The 23,234-nt window shown below is 64.1% G+C and carries 32 protein-coding genes; 18 read left to right on the top strand and 14 right to left on the bottom strand.

Going from position 1 to position 23,234, the window contains the following annotated elements; genetic code table 11:
- The 3 genes from RT123_RS09885 to RT123_RS09895 form a co-directional block, all read left to right on the top strand.
- Window positions 1–1,796, top strand: a 1,796-nt coding sequence (locus tag RT123_RS09885) for a TonB-dependent receptor domain-containing protein (RefSeq protein ID WP_313008973.1), incomplete at its 5' end; no start/stop codon positions are given.
- Between the two features lie 88 nt (window positions 1,797–1,884).
- On the top strand, window positions 1,885–2,046 hold the full coding sequence (locus tag RT123_RS09890; RefSeq protein WP_153923917.1) for a hypothetical protein: 162 nt from the start codon (window positions 1,885–1,887) through the stop codon (window positions 2,044–2,046).
- Between the two features lie 141 nt (window positions 2,047–2,187).
- Window positions 2,188–2,553 carry a ComEA family DNA-binding protein gene (locus RT123_RS09895; protein WP_313008976.1) on the top strand — a complete coding sequence of 122 codons (366 nt, stop codon included), beginning with the start codon at window positions 2,188–2,190 and terminating at the stop codon, window positions 2,551–2,553.
- A gap of 482 nt (window positions 2,554–3,035) precedes the next feature.
- On the opposite strand, the gene RT123_RS09900 is transcribed toward RT123_RS09895, so the two are convergent.
- Complete coding sequence (locus RT123_RS09900) at window positions 3,036–3,461, bottom strand: hypothetical protein (protein ID WP_313008978.1); 426 nt, start codon at window positions 3,459–3,461, stop codon at window positions 3,036–3,038.
- Between the two features lie 210 nt (window positions 3,462–3,671).
- Here RT123_RS09900 and RT123_RS09905 point away from each other — a divergent pair, with 210 nt between their 5' ends.
- The gene (locus RT123_RS09905) at window positions 3,672–3,869 is read left to right on the top strand and encodes a hypothetical protein (protein WP_313008979.1); all 198 of its coding nucleotides are present in this window, start codon (window positions 3,672–3,674) and stop codon (window positions 3,867–3,869) included.
- A gap of 186 nt (window positions 3,870–4,055) precedes the next feature.
- The gene (locus tag RT123_RS09910) at window positions 4,056–4,685 is read left to right on the top strand and encodes a hypothetical protein (protein WP_313008980.1); all 630 of its coding nucleotides are present in this window, start codon (window positions 4,056–4,058) and stop codon (window positions 4,683–4,685) included.
- 34 nt (window positions 4,686–4,719) lie between these two features.
- On the opposite strand, the gene RT123_RS09915 is transcribed toward RT123_RS09910, so the two are convergent.
- The 3 genes from RT123_RS09915 to RT123_RS09925 form a co-directional block, all read right to left on the bottom strand.
- Window positions 4,720–5,535: an AMP-binding protein gene (locus RT123_RS09915; protein WP_313008981.1), complete on the bottom strand. Its 816-nt coding sequence runs from the start codon at window positions 5,533–5,535 to the stop codon at window positions 4,720–4,722.
- Entirely contained in the window at window positions 5,469–6,185 is a 717-nt protein-coding gene (locus tag RT123_RS09920; protein WP_313008982.1) for a hypothetical protein, read from the bottom strand. The genes RT123_RS09915 and RT123_RS09920 overlap by 67 nt, the downstream gene beginning before the upstream one ends.
- Before the next feature lie 117 nt (window positions 6,186–6,302).
- Window positions 6,303–6,704: a hypothetical protein gene (locus RT123_RS09925; protein ID WP_313008984.1), complete on the bottom strand. Its 402-nt coding sequence runs from the start codon at window positions 6,702–6,704 to the stop codon at window positions 6,303–6,305.
- Between the two features lie 308 nt (window positions 6,705–7,012).
- On the opposite strand from RT123_RS09925, the gene RT123_RS09930 reads away from it, so the two are divergent.
- The 6 genes from RT123_RS09930 (at window position 7,013) to RT123_RS09955 (ending at window position 10,238) form a co-directional block, all read left to right on the top strand.
- On the top strand, window positions 7,013–7,300 hold the full coding sequence (locus RT123_RS09930) for a hypothetical protein (protein ID WP_313008985.1): 288 nt from the start codon (window positions 7,013–7,015) through the stop codon (window positions 7,298–7,300).
- Window positions 7,301–7,382: 82 nt separating this feature from the next.
- The gene (locus tag RT123_RS09935; protein WP_313008986.1) at window positions 7,383–7,646 is read left to right on the top strand and encodes a hypothetical protein; all 264 of its coding nucleotides are present in this window, start codon (window positions 7,383–7,385) and stop codon (window positions 7,644–7,646) included.
- Window positions 7,647–8,143: 497 nt separating this feature from the next.
- Window positions 8,144–8,368 carry a DUF3072 domain-containing protein gene (locus RT123_RS09940; RefSeq protein WP_313008988.1) on the top strand — a complete coding sequence of 75 codons (225 nt, stop codon included), beginning with the start codon at window positions 8,144–8,146 and terminating at the stop codon, window positions 8,366–8,368.
- Window positions 8,369–8,846: 478 nt separating this feature from the next.
- Window positions 8,847–9,083, top strand: a complete 237-nt coding sequence (locus RT123_RS09945; RefSeq protein WP_313008989.1) for a hypothetical protein — start codon at window positions 8,847–8,849, stop codon at window positions 9,081–9,083.
- 82 nt (window positions 9,084–9,165) lie between these two features.
- Window positions 9,166–9,531 carry a hypothetical protein gene (locus RT123_RS09950; RefSeq protein WP_313008990.1) on the top strand — a complete coding sequence of 122 codons (366 nt, stop codon included), beginning with the start codon at window positions 9,166–9,168 and terminating at the stop codon, window positions 9,529–9,531.
- Complete coding sequence (locus RT123_RS09955; protein WP_409514902.1) at window positions 9,531–10,238, top strand: SOS response-associated peptidase; 708 nt, start codon at window positions 9,531–9,533, stop codon at window positions 10,236–10,238. Before RT123_RS09950 ends, RT123_RS09955 begins: the two co-directional genes overlap by 1 nt.
- 25 nt (window positions 10,239–10,263) lie before the next feature.
- Here RT123_RS09955 and RT123_RS09960 read toward each other — a convergent pair whose 3' ends face one another.
- A complete protein-coding gene (locus RT123_RS09960) occupies window positions 10,264–10,704 on the bottom strand; it encodes a DUF1810 domain-containing protein (protein ID WP_313008992.1) in 441 nt (146 codons plus the stop codon).
- Entirely contained in the window at window positions 10,701–11,039 is a 339-nt protein-coding gene (locus RT123_RS09965) for a hypothetical protein (protein ID WP_313008993.1), read from the bottom strand. Before RT123_RS09965 ends, RT123_RS09960 begins: the two co-directional genes overlap by 4 nt.
- 139 nt (window positions 11,040–11,178) lie before the next feature.
- Between RT123_RS09965 and RT123_RS09970 the strand changes: the two genes are divergently transcribed.
- Both RT123_RS09970 and RT123_RS09975 read left to right on the top strand, forming a co-directional pair.
- Window positions 11,179–11,934, top strand: coding sequence for a damage-inducible protein (locus RT123_RS09970; protein WP_313008994.1), 756 nt, complete (start codon window positions 11,179–11,181; stop codon window positions 11,932–11,934).
- On the top strand, window positions 11,849–13,366 hold the full coding sequence (locus RT123_RS09975) for a DNA polymerase Y family protein (protein WP_313008995.1): 1,518 nt from the start codon (window positions 11,849–11,851) through the stop codon (window positions 13,364–13,366). The genes RT123_RS09970 and RT123_RS09975 overlap by 86 nt, the downstream gene beginning before the upstream one ends.
- A gap of 192 nt (window positions 13,367–13,558) precedes the next feature.
- Here the strand turns inward: RT123_RS09975 and RT123_RS09980 are convergent, their stop codons facing one another.
- Window positions 13,559–13,840, bottom strand: coding sequence for a SemiSWEET family sugar transporter (locus tag RT123_RS09980; protein ID WP_055753660.1), 282 nt, complete (start codon window positions 13,838–13,840; stop codon window positions 13,559–13,561).
- A gap of 229 nt (window positions 13,841–14,069) precedes the next feature.
- Here RT123_RS09980 and RT123_RS09985 point away from each other — a divergent pair, with 229 nt between their 5' ends.
- From RT123_RS09985 to RT123_RS10005, 5 genes are all read left to right on the top strand, one after another.
- Window positions 14,070–15,215 (top strand): DUF3182 family protein, encoded by a 1,146-nt coding sequence (locus RT123_RS09985; protein WP_313008999.1) that lies wholly within the window; start codon window positions 14,070–14,072, stop codon window positions 15,213–15,215.
- A complete protein-coding gene (locus RT123_RS09990; protein ID WP_409514903.1) occupies window positions 15,212–15,970 on the top strand; it encodes an alpha/beta hydrolase family protein in 759 nt (252 codons plus the stop codon). Before RT123_RS09985 ends, RT123_RS09990 begins: the two co-directional genes overlap by 4 nt.
- 129 nt (window positions 15,971–16,099) lie before the next feature.
- Window positions 16,100–16,363 carry a DUF2171 domain-containing protein gene (locus RT123_RS09995; protein WP_313009000.1) on the top strand — a complete coding sequence of 88 codons (264 nt, stop codon included), beginning with the start codon at window positions 16,100–16,102 and terminating at the stop codon, window positions 16,361–16,363.
- A 5-nt stretch (window positions 16,364–16,368) separates the two neighbouring features.
- Window positions 16,369–16,578, top strand: coding sequence for a hypothetical protein (locus RT123_RS10000; RefSeq protein ID WP_313009001.1), 210 nt, complete (start codon window positions 16,369–16,371; stop codon window positions 16,576–16,578).
- Entirely contained in the window at window positions 16,575–16,778 is a 204-nt protein-coding gene (locus RT123_RS10005; RefSeq protein ID WP_269219036.1) for a helix-hairpin-helix domain-containing protein, read from the top strand. The genes RT123_RS10000 and RT123_RS10005 overlap by 4 nt, the downstream gene beginning before the upstream one ends.
- Before the next feature lie 139 nt (window positions 16,779–16,917).
- On the opposite strand, the gene RT123_RS10010 is transcribed toward RT123_RS10005, so the two are convergent.
- From RT123_RS10010 to RT123_RS10040, 7 genes are read right to left on the bottom strand one after another with little or no spacing between them, the layout of a single operon-like run.
- The gene (locus RT123_RS10010) at window positions 16,918–17,772 is read right to left on the bottom strand and encodes a galactosyltransferase-related protein (protein WP_313009003.1); all 855 of its coding nucleotides are present in this window, start codon (window positions 17,770–17,772) and stop codon (window positions 16,918–16,920) included.
- A complete protein-coding gene (locus tag RT123_RS10015) occupies window positions 17,769–18,350 on the bottom strand; it encodes a class I SAM-dependent DNA methyltransferase (protein ID WP_313009005.1) in 582 nt (193 codons plus the stop codon). The genes RT123_RS10010 and RT123_RS10015 overlap by 4 nt, the downstream gene beginning before the upstream one ends.
- On the bottom strand, window positions 18,343–19,050 hold the full coding sequence (locus tag RT123_RS10020; RefSeq protein ID WP_313009006.1) for a PIG-L family deacetylase: 708 nt from the start codon (window positions 19,048–19,050) through the stop codon (window positions 18,343–18,345). The genes RT123_RS10015 and RT123_RS10020 overlap by 8 nt, the downstream gene beginning before the upstream one ends.
- Window positions 19,044–20,144: an acyl-CoA dehydrogenase family protein gene (locus RT123_RS10025; protein WP_313009008.1), complete on the bottom strand. Its 1,101-nt coding sequence runs from the start codon at window positions 20,142–20,144 to the stop codon at window positions 19,044–19,046. Before RT123_RS10025 ends, RT123_RS10020 begins: the two co-directional genes overlap by 7 nt.
- Window positions 20,141–21,172: a glycosyltransferase gene (locus RT123_RS10030; RefSeq protein WP_313009009.1), complete on the bottom strand. Its 1,032-nt coding sequence runs from the start codon at window positions 21,170–21,172 to the stop codon at window positions 20,141–20,143. Before RT123_RS10030 ends, RT123_RS10025 begins: the two co-directional genes overlap by 4 nt.
- Window positions 21,169–22,122, bottom strand: a complete 954-nt coding sequence (locus RT123_RS10035) for a glycosyltransferase (protein ID WP_313009010.1) — start codon at window positions 22,120–22,122, stop codon at window positions 21,169–21,171. Before RT123_RS10035 ends, RT123_RS10030 begins: the two co-directional genes overlap by 4 nt.
- On the bottom strand, window positions 22,119–23,225 hold the full coding sequence (locus RT123_RS10040) for a glycosyltransferase (protein ID WP_313009011.1): 1,107 nt from the start codon (window positions 23,223–23,225) through the stop codon (window positions 22,119–22,121). The genes RT123_RS10035 and RT123_RS10040 overlap by 4 nt, the downstream gene beginning before the upstream one ends.
- Window positions 23,226–23,234: the final 9 nt, after the last annotated feature.

The raw sequence follows: 23,234 nt of genomic DNA on the forward strand, positions 1-23,234 counted from the left end.
GTCCGGGCATTCGTTCGACCGACTTCGCGCCCGGCGCCAGCCGACCCGTCATTCGCGGCCTTAGCGGGCCGCGCGTCCAGGTGCTGACCAACGGTATCGGCCTGATCGACGCGAGCTCTGTCTCGCCCGACCACGCCGTGGCCACAGACCCGGCCGAGGCCAATCGTATCGAGATCATTCGCGGGCCCGCGACGCTGGTCTATGGCGGCTCGGCCATCGGCGGCGTGGTCAATGTTCTTGACGATCGCATCCCCACCGAGATCCCCGAAAGCGGCGTGTCCGGCGTGGTCTCCACCCAGGCGTCCAGCGTTGACGACGGCCGCAGCGCCTTCGGACGCATGACCGTCGGCAGTGGAAACTTCGCCTTCAACGTCGATGGGGTGAAGCGCAAGACCGACGACTATGACATCCCGGCCCCGGCCATTTCCGCCAGGCGCGCCGCCGCCGAAGGCACTGCGCGCGAGGACACCGGAACCCAGCCCAACAGCTATACCGATCTTGAAGCCTGGGGCGTCGGCGGTTCCTATATCGGCGACAAGGGCTTCGCCGGCGTCTCCTACAAAAACACCGACAGTGAATACGGCACGGTCGCCGAGGAATCGGTCTTCATCAAGCTGAACCAGAAGCGGTGGGACGCGCGCGGCGAATACCGTTTCGACAGCGGGCCCTTCTCGGCCCTGCGCGGCTCCTACGGCCATGCCGACTACACCCACACCGAGTTCGAGGCCGTGGGCGAGCCGGGCACCATCTTCAACTCCGATGGGTGGGAAGGCCGTGCGGACCTGGTCCAGCGCGAACGCAACGGCTGGAACGGCGCCATAGGGGTTCAGGCCCTGTCGCGTAACTTCGAGGCCATCGGCGAGGAGGCCTTCGTGCCCACCGTCAAGATCGACGAACTGGGCCTTTATACGGTGCAGCGTCTGGACCTCGGCAACCATGGCTTCGAGGGCGGCCTGCGCTATGACCGGCGCGAACTCAGCGGCACGCCCATCGGGGGCGCAAGCGAAGTCACGCGCGAGTTCGACAACTGGTCGGCGTCCGCCGCCGCCTTCATCCGCCCGACCGCCGGGCTGTTCCTGGGCCTCAGCCTGGCCCACAATGAACGCGCGCCCAGCGAGGTCGAACTGTTCGCCGATGGCGTTCACATCGCCACCGCCGCCTACGAGACCGGCGACCTGACGCTGAACTCCGAGAAGGTGACGACGCTGGAAGGCACCGCCCACTATGATCGCGGCCGTTTCACCGGCGATCTGCACGTCTATCACTCTTGGTACAACGGCTTCATCGACGAACGGCCGACGGGCGATCAGTTCTATTTCGAGGAAGAGGACGAGTTCTTCCCCATCTATCGGTTCGTCCAGACTGACGCCAAATTCTATGGCTTCGAGCTGGAAGGCGCCTATGCGCTTTGGCAGGACGGCGATCGCAAACTGTCGCTGGAAGGCGCGGCCGACTATGTCCACGCCCAGACGGACTTCGGACCTGCCGCGCGGATCCCGCCCTACTCCGTCACCGGACGTGTGGCCTGGACCTCGACCAGGTTCGACGCCAGCGCCGAGGTTCGCCACGTCGGAGAACAGGACAGGGTCGCCAACGAATTTGAACTGCCGACCGACGACTACACCCTGGTCAACGCCGCGGTCGCGGTCCGCCCCTTCGCCCAGCAGAACGTCACTCTGTTCGCCGAGGCGCGGAACCTGACGGACGAGGAAGCCCGTGAACACGTGTCCTTCCTCAAGGACATCGCCCCCCTGCCCGGCCGCAATCTTCGGGTCGGCGTCGCCTACCGCTTCTGACGAACCTCGAGCCTTCGGCGCAGCCTTGGTTGCGCCGAAGACTCACATGCGTCGGCGAACGCGAACCGCCTCCGTGCGTTGATCGCCCATGACCGACAAAGAACCCCGCAAAGTCCCGATTGGCTACGAAGACCGGCCCGACAAGCCGACACGCGGCGCCTTTCGCATCACGGCTCTCGCCATAGCGGCCGCAGCCGTCGTCTTCCTGACGCTGATCGCGGTCGTCGTCATGCGAAGCGGCGGGATCTAGGGGCTCAGGGCCTTCCGACCTGTATCGGGGGATGGCTTGCTGCACATCCTTCCCAAGCGCTTGAGCTTTTAGCCGGCGAAGTCGCCAGCCCGCGCAACCCCGCGGCCACCGGCCGCGAGGCTTTACTACGGACCGCGACAGATGATTGACTTGAACACCGCTACTGCGGGCGAACTCAATGGCGTCGAACTTTTGCGTGGCCATGGGTTTGAGATTGTCCGCTATCGTGAGGAACGCCGTCTGTTCACTAGCCTTCGCCAGCTCGACGAAGTGCCGGGTCTGGCCCAAAAACGGATGGCGTCGAAGCGCACCTTTACGTCGAAGCTGCCGACGCCAGCTAGGCGATGTCTTTATCAGAGCGGCGCCCGTAACCACGGTAGTTTGACGCTGGGAGAGATGCCGCGGTATGGACCCTTGGGATGTACGGTGGGACTTTATGGTGTTTTGGGTGCGGGAGCACGCACTGGCTTTGGTAGTGTATTTGGCATGATCGCTGTCCCCACCTAACCGATGGCCTTGAAATCCGTCATTTCGCTCCGTCTCGAATGCGCCAAATGCGGACATTGGCACATGACTAAACGCTCAACCTCGCGCCCCACTACAGAAGCCGCACCACGGCCGAAAGCGGGCAGAGGAAACGGCGGGCCGGCTTTGAGATTTGATCCTCTCACTCTCAGTGAGCTGCGCAAATCATAGACGTCGAAGTCGAGGCCAGACGTAGATGACGAACGACGAAAACGTCCCAGGCTGGCGACCAATCAGCCCGCCCGAAGAGGCCGGGCCAGAAACAGTACGCTCCCCGCCTATGTGGCCAACGGCCTGATTGGTTTGCACGTGCGGGGTTGGTGGCCCGGCGTCCTTCATAAAGGGTGGGGATCCGCCGAGCCACCGTGTTCCTACGGAGGGGAACGCGGCCCCGTAGTCTGAACATGACGGCGTAACCCGTTAGTTGGAGTTCATGCGGAGGTCTCTACGACCCTTTCTGGACTTCAATCTTCCAACGCGACGTCGTCGGCAGATGAGCCGACAGAGCTGACCGCTACGGACGAAGGCTCGTATCCGCCGTCAGGCTTCTCGCGGGTCGTGATGAACATGACCCGTGGATAAGGATCCGTCCGTGCGCATGTGACGAGCACGTCCTCGAAATGTTGGTTCGCCAGAGCGGCGTTGAGATCAGGCAAAACGGCGGCTGCGTCGCCCCGTCCTAGATCAAGCTTGGAAACGCTAGCCCGGCCTGCGCTCACGGCAATGTTTACGATTACCTGGCGCTCGCCGCAGTCAAACTTATACGACGCCGACCAGGTTGAAACCAGCTGCGGGTGCGGTCCCATACAAATGACGTTCGGCTTCTCAGATTGCAGGGCAGGATTAAGCGGAAAGCCTGTCATGACTGCGAAGAGGGCGAGAGTAGCCATCCGTGCAGCTTATCACGCGAGATCGAGCGCGTACCCCCGAATGGCGAAAGGCCGCCTTTCTAGAGAACGGCGGCCTAGCGCTTTCATCATAGGGCTATTTAGAAAGAGGCCACGACTTCTTAATCATCAAACGCCGTGTCAGGTTTTGATGTGAAGGGGACGGCTCATGATCTGCACAGGCCGCTACCCCACGTTAGCTCGAAGTGATCGATGCCTGATCCCAAACAAGACGAAGACAAAGACGATGAGGCCCACAACGCCCTCTATCGCCCCGAGGATTTCACCAAGCTCCAATACGTACCGCCGACGCTGTTTGAGCGGACTGCGGCTAGGCTCAAAATCATCGGTGTGTGCGTAGGTATCACTATGCTCGTGGGGTTCTGCGGGCGTCTTTGGGGCGTATTTTGAACGACGAAAAAGCCCGCGCTCCGAAGAGAGCGGGCCTCATGGCGGCGTCTGAATGCACTTCCGCGGGCCTAGGGGAACGTGGGATCAGACCTTACGTTGGTCTATCATGACTATCCTCGCAAACTCCTTAGCGGCGCTGACAGCCTCTGGAAATCCTGACCCATCGCGCGCGCTTCCTGTAGTTGGATGGCCAAGCGTGCCTGCGCGCCGCCACCAGAAGGTTCCGCGATGTTATTGAAGATTGCGTCAGTGATTGGACTAACGATCGTCGCAACGCCGTGCTTCGCCCAAGAGCCGATGCCGTCACAGGCAGAGCGTGAACGCATCACTGGAATCGCCAATGCACGGCCCTATTGGCGATCTTACTCACCTTCAATGGGCTGGAGAATGAGCAGCGTGTGGCAAAGCCAGGCCACCGCTGTCGGGATCTATATTGCACCAGGTCACCCCACGCGCGCGGCCGTTCGCTACGTTGCGAGGCGAGAGCAGCGCCGCGCGGATCAGCGCGACGTCATCGAATGGGCTGACAGCGTGAACTGCCCCTCGCTTCAGAGCGTAGCCGAGTCTTACGAAACCATCGAAGCGCCCAAGACCATGATCTGGGGCCGCTACGATCCTCCCCGTTTTCCGGTCATTGTCTTGCACGGGGGAGCGTGGACCATTTGGACGGACATCGCGCAGCAAGACGGCCGCCTCCCTGCAAGCGTGAGCATGACTGCGTCATCAGGGCCCATCGTCGAATTTATCCAGACGAGCACGGCTCAGTTGCAAGACTGCTGGCAATCTGGCGAACCACCCGAAAGACCGATCCCGTGACAGCGCGCTAGCCCGGTCGCGGAGGCACCTGACACTAAAATAGATGAGCGTCTCTAATCAGATTCGAACGCATAACCTTGCCCATGTCGTTCCGGGGGAAAACATCGTGTGACGTGACACGATAAGGCACACCGGGCTTCGCTACGACTTCTTCGACCGATGCCAAATCTGATGGACAAGCCTGAAGAGAGCCCTCCAGGACTACAACGAGCTCGCCGACGGCGTCGGATCGGTAGTTTGAAAATACGCAGACATTCCGACCGAGGGCTTCGGTGATTTGCCTCTCGACAGCTCCCGATGGTCGCTTGTCGCCTCGGATGAGCAGGACGTCGTTAGACCGGCCCAAGATCTCCAGCCTTCCGTCTAATGCGAGGGCGCCGAGGTCGCCGGTTTTGAACCAACCATCCTCAAAGAACGATTGGCTAGAAGTTGGATCGCCGACGTAAAGATCAGAACCGTTATGAACCTGGACCCAGATGTTGCCGGAAAGCCCTGCCGGCAAATCTTCGCCGTCGTCAGATAAGACTTTGATCCGGAGAGGATCGATGGGTGTGTAGCGATAGGTGTCGGGTTCGGCTTCGATCTTGGTCATGCAGGCCGCTCCGACTTCTGTCGATCCGTACATCGACCAGAGATCTTCCGTCACGATAGCCTTTGCTTCAGCAGCTAAGGTCCATCCAATTGGCCCGCCAGTGACAATCAAACGAAAGTCGCCTGAACCCTCGAACCCTTGCGAATCGGCAAGGATGTCTTGAAGAACGCCTGGTGTTAAAACCGCGCTCGTTACGGGAAGCCTTCGAACCGCTGCCTGAAGCGATGCCCCAAGATCACGGTTCCCCCTTCGCCCCACGCCATGATCGGTGAGCGGTACCCTACAGCCGTGTGTATGGGGAAAATCCAGCAATAGACGACGCTGTTTCGATCGTAGCGCAAGACGGCGTGCTGTTCCAAAGCAGCCTGCTCATGGTGGCGTTCTTCGAACAAGACGATCTTCGGCGTGCCTGTGGTGCCTGAGCTTAGCAACAACTGGTTGCCTGATGCGACTAAGCTCGGATCTGGCAGCACATCTGAAAAAAACAGCCCGGCGACAGAGACTGAAGGCCCAACAAATCTGCATCCGAGGATGTCGTTTGATGAAGTCTGCGCTTCCTCAACATCTGTGATGAAGGCGACGGGTGGCGGCACGAGCGATCGGGCATCCGCATTGATTACATCGAACCCTAGGCTTCGCGCCGCAATCGTCCACACCCATGCACGCGCAAGGTGCTGCATGTGGACCGAGATAATGCCCCATTCAGCACCTCCCAATTGCTGGATTAGCAATGCGCGAGCCTGTTGGATCAAGTCGCTGAACTGTCGATAGCTAAAGTAGCCATCGTCTAGCACCAAAGCAGGCTCATCCGGATCGATAGTCGCCCAGCGTCGAATATCCCTGAGAACTCTCGTCATTTCCCCCGCATCAGCCCCATAAAGCAGTTCTAACGCCCGGGCGATGTCCAAAATTCTGCGTTCGCCTCGATAGTTGGCGGACCCGAGCGTGATCGGGGGCAATCCAGCCCCCGCATCCCCATCTTGTCAAAGAACCGGCAGAGCCGCCCGACCTGAGCCGCCAGCCGATCACCCCGAGCCTCGATGGCGATCGTAGGCGTCGAGCGCAGCCTCCGAATAGATCGCTTCAGGCACCAGGACCGCCTTCGGCTCAACCGCCAGATCGGCAGGGCTGGTGTAGAAGGCGTTCTGCGGCGCCTTGGTGGCGCAACCGCTCGCAAGCGAGACGGACGCGGCGAGCGCTAGGGACAGCATCAGGGGGCGAGTTGACGGCATCGAAATAATCCTTCTGGCGGGCGTTGAAGATGGGGTTTCGACCGAGGCCTGGCGGGCAGCTGTTTCCAACGCGCCTGACGCCTTCGCCTCGGTCTGCTTTGTCCCGGCTGCATGACCGCCTCGTTCGCCCTGTGCGCCTCCGTGAGAGCGATAGGCGTCGGTCAAGATGAAAGCGACGATGACGGCGACGATCAACCAGCCGGTCAGATTGAGAAGTCGAGGAATGGACCGGAGAAAGGCGAGGGCGGTCCCGCGACGCTGCCTGTCTCGATCTGCTGGACGATGCGTTCGGCACGGCCGTTGACTGGTCCGATCCAGACCTTGTTTGCAGTCGACATACAGAGCGAGGGTCTGCCGCTCTGCCGCGCGCATGCCGGCCTGTAAGAAGCTAGCGAGGACTTACACCTCAACAGCGACCGACGTCGACGGCCGACTGGGCGATTACCGGACTTTTGGCGGGAACGGCCGGCGGGCTCGTGCAGTTCTTCCAGAAAGGAGCGGTGATGACTTTCAAGACCTATGCCGTAAAACTGGGCGCCCCTTCAGGCGTTGAACGCACCATAACCGTCCCATCTCCCACCGACGTACAGGCGGCAGATGCCGCCCGGCCGCTGATGCGCGAGAACGAGGTCATCCTCAGTGTCGAACAGTTGGAGGGGGAGGCGGCGTCCTACGCCCGCACCCTCGATGCTGCTTCCCCGAAGAGCCAAGCCGCCGAGTTCGCCCCGGCCACACCCGGTCACGCCGCGGCGCCGCAGCCCACGCCATCCAAGGAGAGCGGTCATCGATGATGCACGCCTTTGGGGGTCGGAACAGAGTCTGTGGACCGCCAGCCCTGACCATTATCGCGAGATCGTCGCACCCGAGGCGCTGATGGTTCTGACGGACGCGCCATACGTCTTCTCGGGCGAGGCCGCAGTCTCCGCCGTCAGCCGGACGCCGCAACGGACGGACGTTGTTTTTGAGGGTCAACAAGTCTCACGTCCACAGGAGGGATGGATCGTCATCGCCTATGGCGTTTCAGTCTCAAATGCCCAAGACTGCTACGCCGCGCTCTGCACGACGACCTATCGCCGTCTGGAGCACGACGTCTGGCGGGTGGTGCAGCACCATCAGTCGCCTCGCCCGGCCAGCTAGGCCATCATTCCGAGTCACGGTGTCTGTCGAACGGCTCGCGGGTCCTAAGCTTCGGCCTCCGGTCAACCGTCCGGCGGCGTCAACGAAGACTGCGCCGCGCGGGCGTCACGGGCGCGCGTTAGCGGCCACCTCAACCTCATGGATGATGACCCGTACATGTTCGAGACGGAATGACCCCGAGCGATAAGCGGCGGGCCTAGGGCCCGGATCTTGAGGTGTCAGCCGGCCGGATAGAGTTGGCCGCACAGGTGCCCGCCCGGTCCGAACAACCGCTTGCTCGACAGCCGGTTCCATAACCAAGATCCGACTTGTAGGTCGCCCGGTCGGAGAACGCGCTTTCGACGTCAGGCCTGCCGATTGCCGGCTGCGTCGATGCCCCTCCCCCGAAGACCGTCAGCCGCTGCGGCGCTCGGCCTTATGGCTCGATCAAACCTCCGGCGAGCCAGCTCGGGGAACCCTCTTAAGGGCGGAACATTACAGGAACATAGGAGATGATTATGACTGACAGTCACAACCCTAAACTCGAGCCCCATCCTAGCGGCAACACGGAAAAAGACCCATCGGATTGGGTCACAGGCGACGAAGCGATGACGGGGGCGCAGGCCTCGTATCTAAAGACGCTGTCGGAGGAGCTTCATGCTTCAGAGGCCTTCCAAGACGATCTCACGAAAGCTGAGGCGTCGCAGCGGATTGATGATCTGAAGCGGCGCCAAGGAGATTGATAGCTCCGAGACGGCGGACATGCGCTTTACATCGCGCGCCCGCGCGCTGCGGCTGAGTGGTGATGCCGCCTTAACATTCGGCTCAGCCTCGTCGTATCCGACCAATCCCGGGTGATATTGAGCGGTCTGGTCCCAAGACGCTGCTCGACCAATGAGCCTGCTGCTCAACCGGCTGTCGGCCGAACGCCTAGCCGACGCTTGGGTCGACCGCGCAGTCCGCCGCGCTATGGGCACCATCGACCATGCCTTTGTCTGGATCGAGCTAAACTGACCCAACCGATTGGGAAAGGTGGTGATGGGAGGCAGCCTAGCATGCCGAAAGCGGTCGATCCGAAAGTCGCCTTTGAGTCAAAACCGGACGCTGTTGGAGTCCTAACAACTCGAGTTGTTAGCGATGGCGCTCGAGGGCGGTCTTTGCACCGTCGCGACTCCACATTCGCCAGCCTGCGTGTAAAGGTTCAGCCGGGAAAGCCTACTGATGGCGACACGCAAGACCCTGATTAGATCGCGCGCCGGCGTTCGCTTTCAACGCATCGAACATTTGGTGCGTCAGCAGGTCGTCCAGTCGTCCTGGCGGCTGTCGACGCTGCGCCAGACCCCGCCACGCGCATTTGCGGATGAGATGGAAGCGGAGGACGCCTTGGACATGGAGGTCATCGCTTCGCTGACCGATCCGATCATCATAGACATGCAGCGTCGTGGACTGATCGACTGACATGGCGGCCAAGCTGAAGGTCTTCACCTGGTCCGACGGTTTCCATGCCTTCACAGTCGCCACCACGTCGCGACCCAAGGCGTTGGAGGCCTGGGCCTCAAAGCAAAATCTGTTCGCAACCGGTTTGGCCAGCCAGCTTGCCGGCGGACCCGACTACGACGCCGCTCTGGCCTCTCCTGGCGAGGTCATCGAGCGCGGCCTCGCGATCGATGTCGGCAAGATCGGCAAGGCTAAACCCGCGAAACTTCGGGGACCGTCCAAGGCGAGGGCCGCCAAAATCGAAAAGCTTAAGGCGTCGCTGGCCGATCTGGACGAACGTCATCAGGCGGTAATGGCTGATTTCGAAGAACAACAGGCCGCGCTAAGCCAGGCGCGTCAGGAGGCGGGGGCGACCTATGAGGCGGATCGTAAATCCCTGGCTGCCGATCTGAAAAAGGCTAGGGCCTGATGTGCAATCTGTATCGCCAGCGCTCTGGCCCCCAAGCCATAATGGATGCGGCGAATGCGATGCGGTCGACCGTCGGCAACCTCGCGCCGGGCGACATCTATCCCGACTATCCGGCGCCGATCGTGCGCTGGGAGGGCGCAGAGTGCATCCTTGCATCCGCGCGCTGGGGCATGCCGTCGTCCAAAAGGATGATCTTCGACAATGCGACGAAGCGCGCCGACAAGCTGCGCGCCAAGGGCGGCGAGGTGGACTTTCAGAAAATTCTGGAGTTCGAGCCCGACAGCGGCACGACCAACGTCCGCAACACCAGCTCCAGCCATTGGCGCCCGCATCTGTCGCCAGCGTCGCGCTGTCTGGTCCCCTTCACGGCCTTCAGCGAACCAGGTCGGGACGCCGCCGGCAAATACCGACCCGTCTGGTTCAAGCTCGCCGGGGACGATCCCGAGCCGCTCGCCTTCTTCGCCGGCATCCACCTCCAAGCCCACACAAGCGTGCGCAAGATCAAGACCGGCATGGAGACGATCGACGTCTTCGCTTTTCTGACAACCGAACCCAACGCGGAGGTCGGCGCGGTTCACCCCAAGGCCATGCCGGTGATCCTGACACAGCCCAACGAGATCGAGGCCTGGATGACAGCGCCGTGGGAGACTGCCAAGGCGCTTCAGCGCCCGCTGCCCGACGGTGCTCTGTCAGTTATCGACGCCTGAACCGCGTAAAAACTCTGGCGATTGTTTAAAGACGATCCGGTCCTGTCCTCGCGGTCGACACAAGGTCTGCGGTCAACGGATCAGGCGAAAGGCCCCAGCGCGCCAACGCCGCCTCAAACACAGTCGGATCGGCCGCCACGGCGGCGAATAGGGTCATCGATGAGCGGAACTTGAGATCATCGGGCGATCCGAACAACTGATGCACCGACGCCGCCGGCGCTGTGGTCGCGGTCCTGGCGGCGCGGGCAAGCCGCGCCCCTAATACCGTATGAGCCAGGTAAGCTTGGGCCTCCTCGAGCGACCCAATGCCATAGAAGGCGGCCGTCGAAGACCGTCCCAGAGACCGGGCCTGGGGAAAGACGAACCACATCCAGTGGCTTGTCTTGCGACCCGCTGCGAGCTCGGCCATCGCCGTCTCGAACACGGGGTCTTGAGCCACGACGAAACGGTCGAGTGCTGTTGTCATTCGTCCGTCTTGCCCAGACTGGCGAACCAGTCTGCATAGGGAGTGTTTCGCGCCATGTGCCGATTGAGATCCGGCGAGCTGTCGGTCCACCACACCGGGCCCCGCTCCCCCAATCCGACCTTGGCCTTGTCGACGCTGCGCCGCGCTGCGGCCAAAGCATCCGTATCCTCAGCCGCCAGGGCGGTCCGCACCGCCCGGCGCGCCGACATCAGATCATGCACCCGTTCGTCCCTCGTCTCCGCCGACAGAGCGGGATTGGAGCACCGCCACAGCCGGCCTCGCACCACGAAGTAGCGGCCGTCTGGAGTCGTGGGATATCGGGGAGATTGCGTCATCGTCGGGCTAACGCGCAGCGGGCCGGATGGGCGCTGCCCACAGGGCGATCCACAGCGCCATTGTGATCCAGCTTGACTCTCGCACGCTCAAATAAGAACAAATACGGAACATTCAGACCGCGATCGGTTTCAGGAGATCATGTCCGCCGCCTCTCCATCCTTTCAGGCGCTCCGCACGGAGATCGCGCGCATCGAGGCGGGTCGACGTCCGCCCGGCGGCGTGCTGCCGTTCGGCCTGGCCGCGCTCGATCGCCGGCTGCCCGCCGGCGGCTTGGCGCTAGGCGCGCTGCATGAGGTGGCTGGCGGCGGCGACGGGGCCATCGACGGGGCCGTTGCCGCCTTGTTTGCGGCCGGTGTGGCAGCGCGCACCCAGGGGCCGGTGCTCTGGTGTGTGACCCGCCCGGACCTGTTCGCGCCGGCGCTGGAGCAGGCGGGGCTGTCCTCGAACCGAGTCATCTATGTCGAGGCCGGCGACGAGGCCGGATTGCTGGCCGCCTTCGAGGACGGCCTGCGTCACGGCGGCTTCGGCGCCGTCGTGGGCGAAGTGGCCCGCCTGTCCATGACGGCGTCCCGGCGGCTGCAGTTGGTCGCCGAGGACACCGGCTCTCTTGGTCTGGCCGTGCGACGATGGCGTCGTCAGGCCGAGGCGGCGGACTTCGGCCAGCCGACCGCCGCCGCCACCCGCTGGCGGGTCACCGCCCTGCCCTCCGCCCCCCTGCCCGTGCCCGGCGTCGGCCGCCCGCGCTGGTTTGTCGAACTGATCCGCTGCCGCGCCGGAGCCTGCGCGGATTTCGAACTGGAAGCCTGCGATGAGACGGGTCGTCTCGCTCTACCTCCCCACCTGGCCGACCGATCGGCTGCGACGCCGGCTTGGACCCGACGCGCCGTCGCCTGATACGCCGATGGTGCTGATCGGGCGCCAAGGCCGCAAACGCGTCGTCCTGGCCGCCGACCCCGCCGCCCGCGCCTATCTCCTGTATCCCGGCATGGCCGCGACCCAGGCCCGGGCTTTGGTCGCAGATCTCGTCGTTCATCCCTTCGACCCCGCAGGGGATGCGGCCGCTCTGGACGAGCTCGCCCTCTGGGCGCTGCGCCGCTATGCGCCGATCGTCGCCGCCGACCCGCCGGACGGCCTGGTGCTCGACGTCACCGGGGCCGGTCACCGCTATGGCGGCGATGAGGGCCTGCTCGAGGATCTGATCGCCCAGACCGCCGCTGTCGGCCTGGGCGCCCACGCCGCCCTCGCCGACACCTGGGGCGCCGCCCATGCTTTGGCCCGCAACCTCGCCGAACCGACGATCGTCGTCGCGCGCGGAGGGCCTGCCATCCGTCGCCTGCCTTTGCGCGCCTTGCGCCTGCCCTCTGACATGGTCGATGGCCTGGGACGTCTGGGGATCGACACCATAGGCGAACTGGAGGCCAAGCCTCGCGCGCCTCTGGCCCTGCGTTTCGGACCGGAGCTGATCCGTCGCCTGGATCAGGCCTACGGTCGCGCCCAAGAGCCGATCACTCCGATCGACGCCCCGGAACTGATCCAGGTGCGACGGGTCTTCGCCGAGCCGATCGGCGCGCCCGAGACCCTGGCCCGCTACACGCTGAAACTGGTCGAAGCTCTGAGCGAGGCGCTCGAAGCTCAGGGGCTGGGCGCGTCCCGGCTCGACCTGCGGTTTGAACGGATCGACAACCGGACCGAGGCCATCCGCGTCGGTCTGGCGCGCCCCGTGCGCGATGTCGCGCGGCTCACACGCCTGCTCTGCGACAAGATCGAAACCGTCGATCCTGGCCTCGGCGTGGAGGCCATGGTCCTGGCGGCGCCGGTCGTCCTGCCGCTGGACTGGTCGCCGAGTTCCGGCGATCTGGGCGGCCCGGCGACGCCAGACATCGGCGATCTCGTCGATCTGCTCGCCAATCGTCTCGGCCCGCAGAACCTGTACCGGCTGGCCCCGGCGCAGAGCGACGTGCCCGAACGCTCAATCCGCAAACTGTCGCCGACTGCTCCGTCGGTATCGGAGACATGGACCCGCCGTTGGCCGCGCCCCTCCCGCCTGCTCGCTAAGCCCGAAGCCATAGAGGCCGTCGCGCTCCTGCCCGACCAGCCGCCAGTCGCCTTCAGTTGGCGCGGCGTCCGCCACCGTGTCAGGCGCGCTGACGGTCCTGAGCGGATCTTCGGCGAATGGTGGCGACGCGACGGCGAACGCGATGCGGTGCGCGACTATTTCCAGCTTGAAGACGAGGCTGGGCACCGCTTCTGGGTCTTTCGACGCGGCGATGGCGAACAGCCTCAGACCGGCGATCTCAGCTGGTGGCTGCACGGGCTCTTCGGCTGACGCCTTTCGACCGGGGTCAATCTCGAGCGGTCCGCGCTGACTAGGAAATGCTGACCGATCGTCCATTGCTGCCGCTTGTTGGTCGGACAACTAGCCCGTCTGCATGGCTCTCCTCAGCAATACCGGTTTGACCAGGCCCCTTCTGACAAGCACGGGCAAGGCGAGGGATAGGCGGTAGCCGGTCGATGCGACCTAATGCTCGTCAGGATCGCCATCGCGAAATCGCCACTTCATGATCAGGACGCACGCCGCCATGACCAGAGCAAAACTGTTTGACACCGTCACCGGCCAGGCCTGGGTCATGACGCCATAGACCACCCAGAGGATGAAACAGGTAACGGTAAGCGAATATGTCTTAAGGCTGACCGAAGACGCGTCGCGCTCTTTCCAAATCTTGAGGGCTTGGGGCGCAAAGCTCGTAATCGAGCAGACCGCCGCCGCTGTACCCACGATATTGGCTGTCAGGTCGCTCATGGATGGGCAACGACGCCCCCTGGCTCACCGTTCCTATGTGCGAAAACGCACCTCTAGATGATCACGTCGGTGCCCGCACCAGGCGTCAGGAAAGCTGATTTCCGCCCTGTCGTGGCATCAGCCTGGCCTCCCAACGATGACCCTTCCGGGTCCTGTGAAAAGAATGGGCGAGCCGGCTGAACCGTTGATCGCTCGTGGGGTTGACCCTTTGCAGGGAGCACTGACCGTCATGACCATCATCGATCCATTGGGCGTCGCCCCGATGCCCTCGTTCACCAATGCGGCCGCCCTCGCCGGCATCGCGCTTTTCGATCCAGATGGACACAATCCGGGCAATCTGCACGATCAGGCGTCCAGAGAGATGCTTGTCTCCCGCCTGGCGCGCCTTCTGCGCCTCCCGGTCGTTGATGTCGTCGAAGATGCGGAGGACGTCGGACCCGACGTCTTGCTGGTGCCTCGCGACACCCTGATCGGTGAAGACATGACCTCGCGCACGGTCTTCACCTCAGCCAATCTGTTGGGCGGCCGCGTGCCACACCGCTTCATCGCCACCAAGGCGATCACCCATGGCTTGATCGATCGGTCCGCGACCTGCCCGGCCGGCTGGTCCAACACCATGGCCGAACGTCTGGGGGATGCGGCTCTGGAAGGCTACACCGCCTTCACCGTCGCCGACGCGATCGAAGCCGGTCGACGCCTACTCAAGACCGGGCCCGTTCGCGTCAAGGATGTCCTGGCCAAGGCAGGGCTGGGCCAGACGGTCGTCGAGACGCCTGAGGCGCTCGTCGCCGTCATCGCCGATCAGGACGAGGCGCAGATCGGTGCCTTCGGCGTCGTCCTTGAGGAAAACCTGCTCGGCGTCGAAACCTACAGCGTCGGAACCCTGTCGGTCGGCGGACTGCGCATCAGCTACGTTGGGGATCAGCGGGAAACGACCGATCACAAGGGACGTGAAGTGTACGGTGGTTCCCGACTGAGGTGCGTCAGGGGCGACCTTGATCGACTGACTCACCTTGGACTAACGCCCGAAGCGGTGGAAGCGGTGCGTTGCGCGGCCGTGTTCGACGACGCGGCCCAGCGCGCCTATCCAGACTTGGTCCTGTCTCGCCGGAACTACGATGTCCTCGCCGGCAAGGACGCGCGAGGCCGCAGGCGTGTAGGCGTGCTGGAGCAGTCGTGGCGGGTCGGCGGGGCGACCGGCGCGGAGATCGCCGCCCTCGAGGCGTTTGCGGCCTCGCCCGCGCTGACTTCGGTCGAAACCGCCACGGTCGAAGTGTACGGCCTCGCCGATGTCGGACCGGAGGATGTCGTCTATTTCCGGGGTGAGGACCCCAAGGTCGGGCCTATGACAAAATATGTGACGAGGACAGCGTGATTGAACCTGACGACGTCGAGGAAGGGCGGGTTAGACTGGCTGTCGACGGGCAGAAACTGACTGGCACGCTTCTGACGCCCGAAGCGCCCGTGCCGGGCTTTCTGTTTGTCCACGGCTGGGGCGGCGATCAGGAAGAGGACTTGGGCCTGGCCGAGGATCTCGCTCGACTGGGCTGCATCTGTTTCACCTTCGATCTTCGAGGCCATGCTGAAAGCGATGCCAGCCGAGACGAGGTCACCCGGCAGAACGGCCTGGACGACGTGACCGCGGCCTATGACTACTTGGCGTCCCAGCCCCTGATCGATCCCGGTGCGATCGGCGTGATCGGCACGAGCTACGGAGGCTATCTGTCGGCTCTGCTGACGAGCATCCGTGACGTGCGCTGGTTGGCGCTGCGTGTCCCGGCCCTTTATCCGAACGCGCACTGGGAGGTCCCCAAGGCCAAGCTCGATAAGCACGCGGTGCGCGCCTATCGACAGCAACTGCGAACGCCGCAGGAAGACAAGGCGCTCTCGGCCTGCGCCGCGTTCGAGGGCGACGTCCTCATCGTGCAGTCGGGCAAGGACGATCGCATTCCGCCAGAAGTCATCGCCTCCTATCAGGCCGCCTTCAAGGACGCGAACTCGTTCAGCCACAGGATCATCGCCGAGGCGACCCATGCGATGCGCGATCCCGCCCATCAGCGCCTTTACGCCACCCTGTTGATCAACTGGGTGGAGGAAATGGTGCGGGCGAGCCGCCGGTCTTATCGGTGAGCCTGTCGCCAGCGCCCAACGCCCAGCGCAGACGCCCTTATCGCAGCCGCATTACCCGCTACGACGCTTTCGTCTCTGGAACGCCGCGTGTCGCGCCTCGTTGATGGCGTAGGCAAACGGAGACCCACCATGACCGACCTCTCGAACATCAAAGAGCATATGGAAGTGATCGGCGCCGACGGCGTCCATCTCGGCACCGTCGACAAGGTCGACGGCGATCGCATCAAGCTCACCAAGGCCGACAGCGGATCGCATAGTGATCACCACCACTACCTCTCGGGCGGTCTGGTCGCCGAGGTCGAGGGCAATCGGGTGCGCCTGTCGGCAAACGCCGACAACGCCGCTCTTCTCGAGGAAGAAGAGGCCGGCGAGGCGATCGCCGACCTGAAATAGTGTCGATGACCCGAGACAACGATGCCGTGGCCGCACAGCTTCTGGCCATCCGCGAGCAGCTGACAACCGAAGTGTGGTCGACCGCCGTGGCCGCCGCGACGTCCGGCGACCACGAGCGCATCCGTGATCTGGTGAAGCTGAAGGTCGATATCGAAGCCATCGACTTTGCCCTCGGACACCGGCCGGCGGGCAGAGCTGAAGGAGACGAGAGATGATCGACCTGAACATCGCCAGCGCCGACGCTTTGGACGGGATTGAGATGTTGCGCGGCCACGGCTTCGAAATCGTTCGTTATCGTGAGGAAAGGGGTCGTTTCACCAGCCTTCGCCAGCTCGATGAGGTACCGGGTTTGAGCGGCAAGACTGACGGCGTTGAAGCGCACGTTTCGGTCAAATCCACGAGTTCAGCGACCTAGTCAGCTACGCAATAACGGTCCAATGCGTGGTCGTCGCCTGATCAAGATCCCTTCCTCACTAGAGAAGACGGACACTCAACTGCGTCGGCTCGTTGAGTTTCATACGTACGGCGAGCCTGCGCTTTGAAAGACGGCAATCCTAAAAGGGATTTGCAGGATCTTTTCGTGCGGCGGCGATTTCGGCCAGCGTGGGATCGCGGCGGATGGTCAATCCGTCCGACGACCAGTCGACCAGTCCGATATCCGCCATCACCCTTAGCCAACCGTCCATCGGCCAGACCGACCAGGCGGCGTGGAAGCGATTGGCGTTGGCGATCAGAGCGCGGAAGTGCTGCAGGGGCGGATCATGGCCCTCATGGTGCTGGTGGAAGACCGGCGCGCCGCCGGCGAAGAGGAGCGGCAGGCCCTCTCGCGCGATGCGAAAACCCAGGTCCGTGTCTTCGGCGCCGTAGCCGACATAGGTCTCGTCGAACCCGCCAAGCCGATGGAAGGTCGAGCGACGGAGCGCAAAAGCGAGAGACCAGAACAGGCCGGGATTGCGCACGAGGCTTTCGCCTTCCTGCGGAAAGGGGCGCACGGGATGGGGCCGCCCAGCCGCCTTTAGCTCGGTCTCCGATAAAGGGCCTGACCGAACGGTTCCGGCGGGAAGATAGAGCACTTCCGGACAGACGACGGCGTCATGTTCGGCGAGCACGGCCTGCATCCGGTCGCAGACTGCCGACGACACGATGCAATCCACATCCAGAAACAGCAGGCTATCGCCTGCGGCCATGGCGGCCGCCAAATTTCGGGCGGCGGCCAGAGGCAGGGCGTCGCCCGCCAGACGTTCGACGCGGACCGGAAAACCCACCGGCGGCAGCCTCACGGGCGCATCGCTCATATCGACGACGATCAGTTCGTCGGGCGGCGAGGCGCTGAGCATCAATCCCTCGACCAATCGGTCCAGATGCGCCTGCCGGTTGCGAACCAGCGTCAGAGCGGACAGCGTCGTCATCGCCGGCTCCACAAATCCAGCCGATAGTTCGGATGCTTTTCGGCGAGATCCACCTGCATGAGCTCCGATAATCCAAGCCAGAGGCGCTCGACGGCGTCGTCGGCGGTCTGGGGATAGTCAGTCTCGCCAGTCCAGTGCACCAGAAGAACGCGCCCGCCCTCGACCAGGCCGTCGGAGATGCGTTGCGCCGCAAAGTCCAGATCGGCGTCGCTCCAGTAATAGGCGACTTCGGACAGGACGACGAGATCCAGCCCGTCCAGAACCGGACAGTCGCGAGGGAAGGCCGCGGCCGCGAACCGGACGTTCGGCCGCCCCGACAGACGCTGGCGCGCCCTTTCCAGGGCGGTCGGGCTGACGTCGATCGCCAACAGACGATCGCAGACTGTGCTCAGCCGCTCGGTCAGGACGCCGCCGGCACAACCGACCTCGAGCGCAAAAGCTGCTCGCCGCGTCGAAAGGGCGGCGATGGTGTGATCGAACTTGGCGGCCTCATAGGGGCTGGACGCCAGATCCCACGGATCGGCGTCCCCGGCGAAGATGCCTTCGAAATAGGCGGCGGTAAGCGAGCGTTCAGCCATAGGCGTCGCGCCGATACAGGGTGTCCGAGGCGGCCCGCAGCCCCCTCGCCGTCTCGAGCCGAAACCCCGGTCCAAACATCGGCGTCAACTGGCTCTGATGGGCCGACAAGGCATAGGCCCTCAAGCCGGCCCTTAGAGGTCGCGTCGTAATCCGCAGCTTCGTCTCGGCCGGAGCCGCCCCCCACACGATATAATCGAAAACGGCGACCGGCCGGCGAGCCATACCGGCTGCGCGGCGGGCAAGCTGTGCCGCCGCCTGGTGATCGCAATGGGGATCGTCAGGACCCGTCACGGCGATCGCATCGACGCGGCGCTCGCGGCACAAAGCCGCGAGACGATGCGCGCTCGCTTCGAACATCATGCTGCCGGCAGAAGCGGGCTGGGCGTCGGGCCAATCCAGAAACACGGGCGGCGGCGCCGCATCCCCCGCCAACCGTCGAACGGCGCGTCTTGCCTCCAGGCGTCGGGTCCGGATAAGCCTCGCACGGGAGGCCGCACCCGAATGATCGTGCGAACCCGCACCGTCGGTGAGGATCACGACGCCCGCCAACCGCCCAGCCTCGGCCGCCTGATGGATCAAGGCGCCGGCGCCCAGCGTCTCGTCGTCGGCATGCGGGGCGATGACCAGCCACCGCGCGGATCGCCAGGGCGAACGCTCCAGCGCCAAGGTCGCCAGCCGGCCGGTTTTCTCGCTCACCATAGGGCGTCGCCCTCGCCCCAGAGATCGCGATCCAGCCAGGCCTTGGCCGCCTGGTCCTTCGCATAGTCGGGTCCGGCCTGCCGAAGATAGAGGCTGAGATCACGGGTGATCTTGTCGATGCGCTCGCCGTCGAAGGCGCTGCGCGTCCCGACCGACCGCGCCGCCAACTCCATTACATCCAGGGCGCTGCGTTCGACGACGCTGCGCGTGGCGCGGGCGAAATCCCCGGCGTCCGGCGCTTCGGACGCCGCGCGGATCGCGGCTTCGCGGACCCAAAGCCAGGCCGTCCGCGTAGCAACGACCGCATCGGCGAAGCGCGCGCGCTGGATGGGATCGGCGCGGGCGGCGTCGGACAGTGCGTCGCGCATCGCCATGACCAGGCCTTCGACGCCGCCCAACTGCACCGCCGTAAACCGCCACGCGCCGGCCGTGAAACGCGGTTCGCGATCATAGTCTCCGGGACATCCGAGCCGCTGATCGGCATTTACCATCAACCCGGTCACCTCATAGCGCCCGCTGGTCGTCGCGCGCATGCCGCGGACGCGCCACCCGCTCAGATCAGCCCTCTCCGGGTCGTTCGCCGGCACGACGATCAGCTGGCGTTCGCCCTGTTCCGGCTGGGCGGTGATGATGGCATATTCCAGGCCGCCTGCGCCGGTCGCAAACATCTTGGCGCCCTGCAGCCGGTCGCCGACCAGACGAACGCCGGGCGGCGGCTCCGTCGCCCACACGCCGAACCAGCCGCCCTGCGCAAGGACCTTGCCCAGCCAAGCCTTCTGGGCCGGGTCCGCGTACCAGTCGAACAGCGCCAGGGCGTTGACGTGTCCTTCGAATAATCGGCCGACGCTGAGATCCGACCGCCCCACGCTTCGTAGAGCGCCCATCAAGGCCAAGGCCTTTTGGACTGGATCGTCATAGGCCGTTCCACCGCTTTGGACCGGAGCGAACCGCCTACCCCAACCCTCCGAGGCGAGCAGCGTCAGACTGTCGGCGGGATATCTCGGCGCGGCGTCGTAGCGCGCACCCAGCGCCGCCAATCTAACCTCAAGTTCAAGAGGCGATGACGCGGTCGGCGTTGTTTCCAGGGCTGTCATCGGCGTGCCTCAAGCTCTGATGCGAGATCGACAAGCCAAAGTCCGGCGGCGCCGAGTCCCTGCCCGCTGATCTGCTGCCGATCAGCGGGCGACAGTGAGAGTGCTGACCTAAGGATGCTCGGCCATTGCTGCGCCTGCGGCCACTGCGCCAGGACGATCGAGGTGCCAAGCACCGCTAACCGTTCGGCCTTCGCGATCTGCTCGTTGTAGGCGCGAGGCTCGGGAAGACAGACAAAGGGCTTGTCGGCCCAAATCACCGCGTTCAGCAGGCCGTCTCCCGCGCCTCCGACGACGATCTCCGCCTTGTCGATCTCATCGCCGATGGCGTCGATCCAGCCTGCCAGCTTCAGGTTCGGCGGCATGACCGGCGGAGGCTCGATCGGCCCGACACCGGTCCACACTTGATCGGGCGTCGCTTCTGCAGCCGCCGCCAGCTTGGCGCCATCCAACGGATCGCCACCCCGACCATGAACGACCAGGATGCCTGCTCCACGTTTCGGTCCCGAATAGCGCTGGGGGGCGAAGTAATGCGTTTTGTCGCGCACCTCTCTCGCCACCGGTCCATCCAGCCCCTCATGGAAGGGCGCAAGCAAGGCCTCTGCGCCGCGGAAGGCGTCCAGATGCGCCGGGTCCGATCGATCCCCCGCGAGGCGGACATAGACCACAGGCGTCGCACACAGCCGGGCCAGCATCGCCATCTCGACCGACACATCGATCACCATCAAGGCCGGCTTGGCGTCGCTGATCCACTGGGCGAACCGGGCGGTTCGCGCCCGGACGCCCGCATGGTGATAGGGGGCGTAATGCAGCGCCTCAGGCCGGACAGGCGCCTCGTCACGGCCGGAGAAGCGGTCTCCCTCGTGGGGCCTGTCATCCTTCAGATCCACGCAGGCGATGTCTTCGGTTCGCCCTTTCAGTCCCGTTCCAAGCAGGACAAATCGCTCGGGCGCAGCGGCGGCGATTTCCAGTGCGCGCTGGCGGTGGCCGTCGCCCTGGTGATGGACATAGTATCCGATCGAAGCCCTCACGCTGCGGCTCTCTCAATGCCGTCGGCCCATTCTCGTAAATCCATGTCGAGCGGCATGGCGGGCAGCTGGGTTTCCAATGCCGACAGCCGCCTGGCGCTCGCCGCGTCGTGACGCTGATCCCGGCGCCAGCTCGCCCGCTGCCGCCAATGCGAAAAGTCCGGCGCCATGATCGGACCGCCGTTCCGCGCCTGATCGAACAAGCGGCTCATATCCTCCGCCATCCCCCCGGCGGCGCGGCCCGTAGTTCGTGCCGACACTCGGGTCCACACCGCCAAGGGATGCACAAGTCTGGCCCCCTGCGCTTGAGCGGCGATCACGAGCGCCCGATCCTCGCCCGTCGGCTGTTCCGGCACCCCGCCGGCTGACCGATAGGCCGCCGCGGTGATGGCGAGGCTGGCCCCGGTGTGATCGCCATGGCGAGGCGCCGGATCATGGGGCGAAGGGTCGATCTCGTCCTCAATCGCGCGAACTTCACGCCAGTAAGCGTCCCATAATCGACGCAGAGCCGCGACATCCGCAGAGATCGCTTCCGCTTCATCCAACACCAGCCGCCCGCCCACCAAATCCGCTCCTGACGCGATGCATGCGAGATTGGCGGACAGCCAGTTCGGCGGCGGTCGTGTGTCGGCGTCCGTCGAGATCAGAACGCCATTGGATCGATCTCCGAGATGCTCGAGACCGGCGGACATGGCCGCGCGCCGCGCTGCGCCGGCATGCGCGCGATGCTCTGGGAAGGTCTGCAAATCGACGACGATGTCCAGTCGATCCTTCCACCGATCGGCCGCTGCCTGCGCCTGATGGAGCGAACCGTCCGTGGAGTTATTGATGCAGAGCGCGACCGAAATCCTGCCCGGAAGATCCTGTGCGGCCAGTGCGGCCAGAAGCACGGGAAGCCGCCGTCCCTCATTCCGCGCAGGCACGCAAACGCAGAAGGCAGGTTCGCCCTTCATGCGATCAGCCGATCTTCCAGCGCGTCATTGGCCTGCATCTGCCCCGCCGCAGTTGCCTGGATTATCTCGTCATAGAGCCCTTCATAGGCGGCGATCATCCGGCGCACATCGCAGGCCGCCTCGGCGCGGGCGCGGCAGGCCGACCGAGACAGGCCGACCGCACGGGCTATTGCGCGCGCCAAATCCTGCACATCGTCCGGACGGGCCAAGGCGCCACAGTCGGAGGTCAGAATCTCGGGAATGGCGCCGCGCGCGAAGGCGGCGACGGGCGTGCCGCACGCCAGCGCTTCGGCCACCACCAGGCCATAGGGTTCGTCCCAGCGCGGCGTGCAGACGAAGGCGGCCGCCTGCCCGATCTCCTTCGACAGCGTTTCATGGTCGAGGTGACCGAGATAGGTGGTGTCGCGCGTCAACCTCGGAGCGATCTCGGCATCGAAATAGGGTTGATCTAGGATCGGGCCCGCAAACCGCAGGGCGATACCCGCCAATGCCGCCGCGTCCAGCGCCAGATGCAGACCCTTCTCAGGCACAATCCGCCCATACCAGATCAAATGCCCAGCTTCATCGTGACGCGCACGCCACGGAAAGCGCTCCAGATCGATCCCGTTCAAAATGACCTGATCGATCGGCCGCACCGGGCTCCATTGTTCACGCATCGCCTCGGAAACGCCGACAAACCGCGCGAAAGGCGCGCTTGCTTCGCGGATGCCGCTTTCGAGCCAGCAAAACGGCGGCGTGTGGAGGGTGGTGACCATTGGCATCGGCAAGGTCTCCGCCATCGAGACCGGCAGATAGTGCAGGCTGTTGTTGTGTATGACGTCGAACGAACTGCGACGAAGCCGGCTCATCAACGACAGATACGCGTGATGCTCTCGGAAGAAGGCGACGTCGCCCGCCTCCGCCGTCCCGACCTTGGCGATTTCCGTCTGGTCGCAGATCGCCTCCAAGCCTAACTCCGGGTCGGACAGGGTCGCTGCAAACAGAGTGACGTCATGACCGTTCAGCCGCAGTTGGCGACAGAGCAGATGGGTATGCATCTCCAGCCCGCCGGCGAAGGGTTCTGCAATCGGATATTTGAGATGTGCGATGACGCCGATGCGCATCCATACCGC

Origin of the sequence: Brevundimonas vesicularis, from assembly GCF_032067225.1 — a bacterium.
Classification (GTDB): domain Bacteria; phylum Pseudomonadota; class Alphaproteobacteria; order Caulobacterales; family Caulobacteraceae; genus Brevundimonas; species Brevundimonas vesicularis_F.

Coding starts and splice junctions, on each gene's coding strand:
- RT123_RS09890 (WP_153923917.1), top strand. CDS start 1,885: ATGACCGACAAAGAACCCCGCAAAGTCCCGATTGGCTACGAAGACCGG.
- RT123_RS09895 (WP_313008976.1), top strand. CDS start 2,188: ATGATTGACTTGAACACCGCTACTGCGGGCGAACTCAATGGCGTCGAA.
- RT123_RS09900 (WP_313008978.1), bottom strand. CDS start 3,461: ATGGCTACTCTCGCCCTCTTCGCAGTCATGACAGGCTTTCCGCTTAAT.
- RT123_RS09905 (WP_313008979.1), top strand. CDS start 3,672: ATGCCTGATCCCAAACAAGACGAAGACAAAGACGATGAGGCCCACAAC.
- RT123_RS09910 (WP_313008980.1), top strand. CDS start 4,056: ATGGCCAAGCGTGCCTGCGCGCCGCCACCAGAAGGTTCCGCGATGTTA.
- RT123_RS09930 (WP_313008985.1), top strand. CDS start 7,013: ATGACTTTCAAGACCTATGCCGTAAAACTGGGCGCCCCTTCAGGCGTT.
- RT123_RS09935 (WP_313008986.1), top strand. CDS start 7,383: ATGGTTCTGACGGACGCGCCATACGTCTTCTCGGGCGAGGCCGCAGTC.
- RT123_RS09940 (WP_313008988.1), top strand. CDS start 8,144: ATGACTGACAGTCACAACCCTAAACTCGAGCCCCATCCTAGCGGCAAC.
- RT123_RS09945 (WP_313008989.1), top strand. CDS start 8,847: ATGGCGACACGCAAGACCCTGATTAGATCGCGCGCCGGCGTTCGCTTT.
- RT123_RS09955 (WP_409514902.1), top strand. CDS start 9,531: ATGTGCAATCTGTATCGCCAGCGCTCTGGCCCCCAAGCCATAATGGAT.
- RT123_RS09960 (WP_313008992.1), bottom strand. CDS start 10,704: ATGACAACAGCACTCGACCGTTTCGTCGTGGCTCAAGACCCCGTGTTC.
- RT123_RS09965 (WP_313008993.1), bottom strand. CDS start 11,039: ATGACGCAATCTCCCCGATATCCCACGACTCCAGACGGCCGCTACTTC.
- RT123_RS09970 (WP_313008994.1), top strand. CDS start 11,179: ATGTCCGCCGCCTCTCCATCCTTTCAGGCGCTCCGCACGGAGATCGCG.
- RT123_RS09975 (WP_313008995.1), top strand. CDS start 11,849: ATGAGACGGGTCGTCTCGCTCTACCTCCCCACCTGGCCGACCGATCGG.
- RT123_RS09980 (WP_055753660.1), bottom strand. CDS start 13,840: ATGAGCGACCTGACAGCCAATATCGTGGGTACAGCGGCGGCGGTCTGC.
- RT123_RS09985 (WP_313008999.1), top strand. CDS start 14,070: ATGACCATCATCGATCCATTGGGCGTCGCCCCGATGCCCTCGTTCACC.
- RT123_RS09995 (WP_313009000.1), top strand. CDS start 16,100: ATGACCGACCTCTCGAACATCAAAGAGCATATGGAAGTGATCGGCGCC.
- RT123_RS10000 (WP_313009001.1), top strand. CDS start 16,369: ATGACCCGAGACAACGATGCCGTGGCCGCACAGCTTCTGGCCATCCGC.
- RT123_RS10005 (WP_269219036.1), top strand. CDS start 16,575: ATGATCGACCTGAACATCGCCAGCGCCGACGCTTTGGACGGGATTGAG.
- RT123_RS10010 (WP_313009003.1), bottom strand. CDS start 17,772: ATGACGACGCTGTCCGCTCTGACGCTGGTTCGCAACCGGCAGGCGCAT.
- RT123_RS10015 (WP_313009005.1), bottom strand. CDS start 18,350: ATGGCTGAACGCTCGCTTACCGCCGCCTATTTCGAAGGCATCTTCGCC.
- RT123_RS10020 (WP_313009006.1), bottom strand. CDS start 19,050: ATGGTGAGCGAGAAAACCGGCCGGCTGGCGACCTTGGCGCTGGAGCGT.
- RT123_RS10025 (WP_313009008.1), bottom strand. CDS start 20,144: ATGACAGCCCTGGAAACAACGCCGACCGCGTCATCGCCTCTTGAACTT.
- RT123_RS10035 (WP_313009010.1), bottom strand. CDS start 22,122: ATGAAGGGCGAACCTGCCTTCTGCGTTTGCGTGCCTGCGCGGAATGAG.
- RT123_RS10040 (WP_313009011.1), bottom strand. CDS start 23,225: ATGCGCATCGGCGTCATCGCACATCTCAAATATCCGATTGCAGAACCC.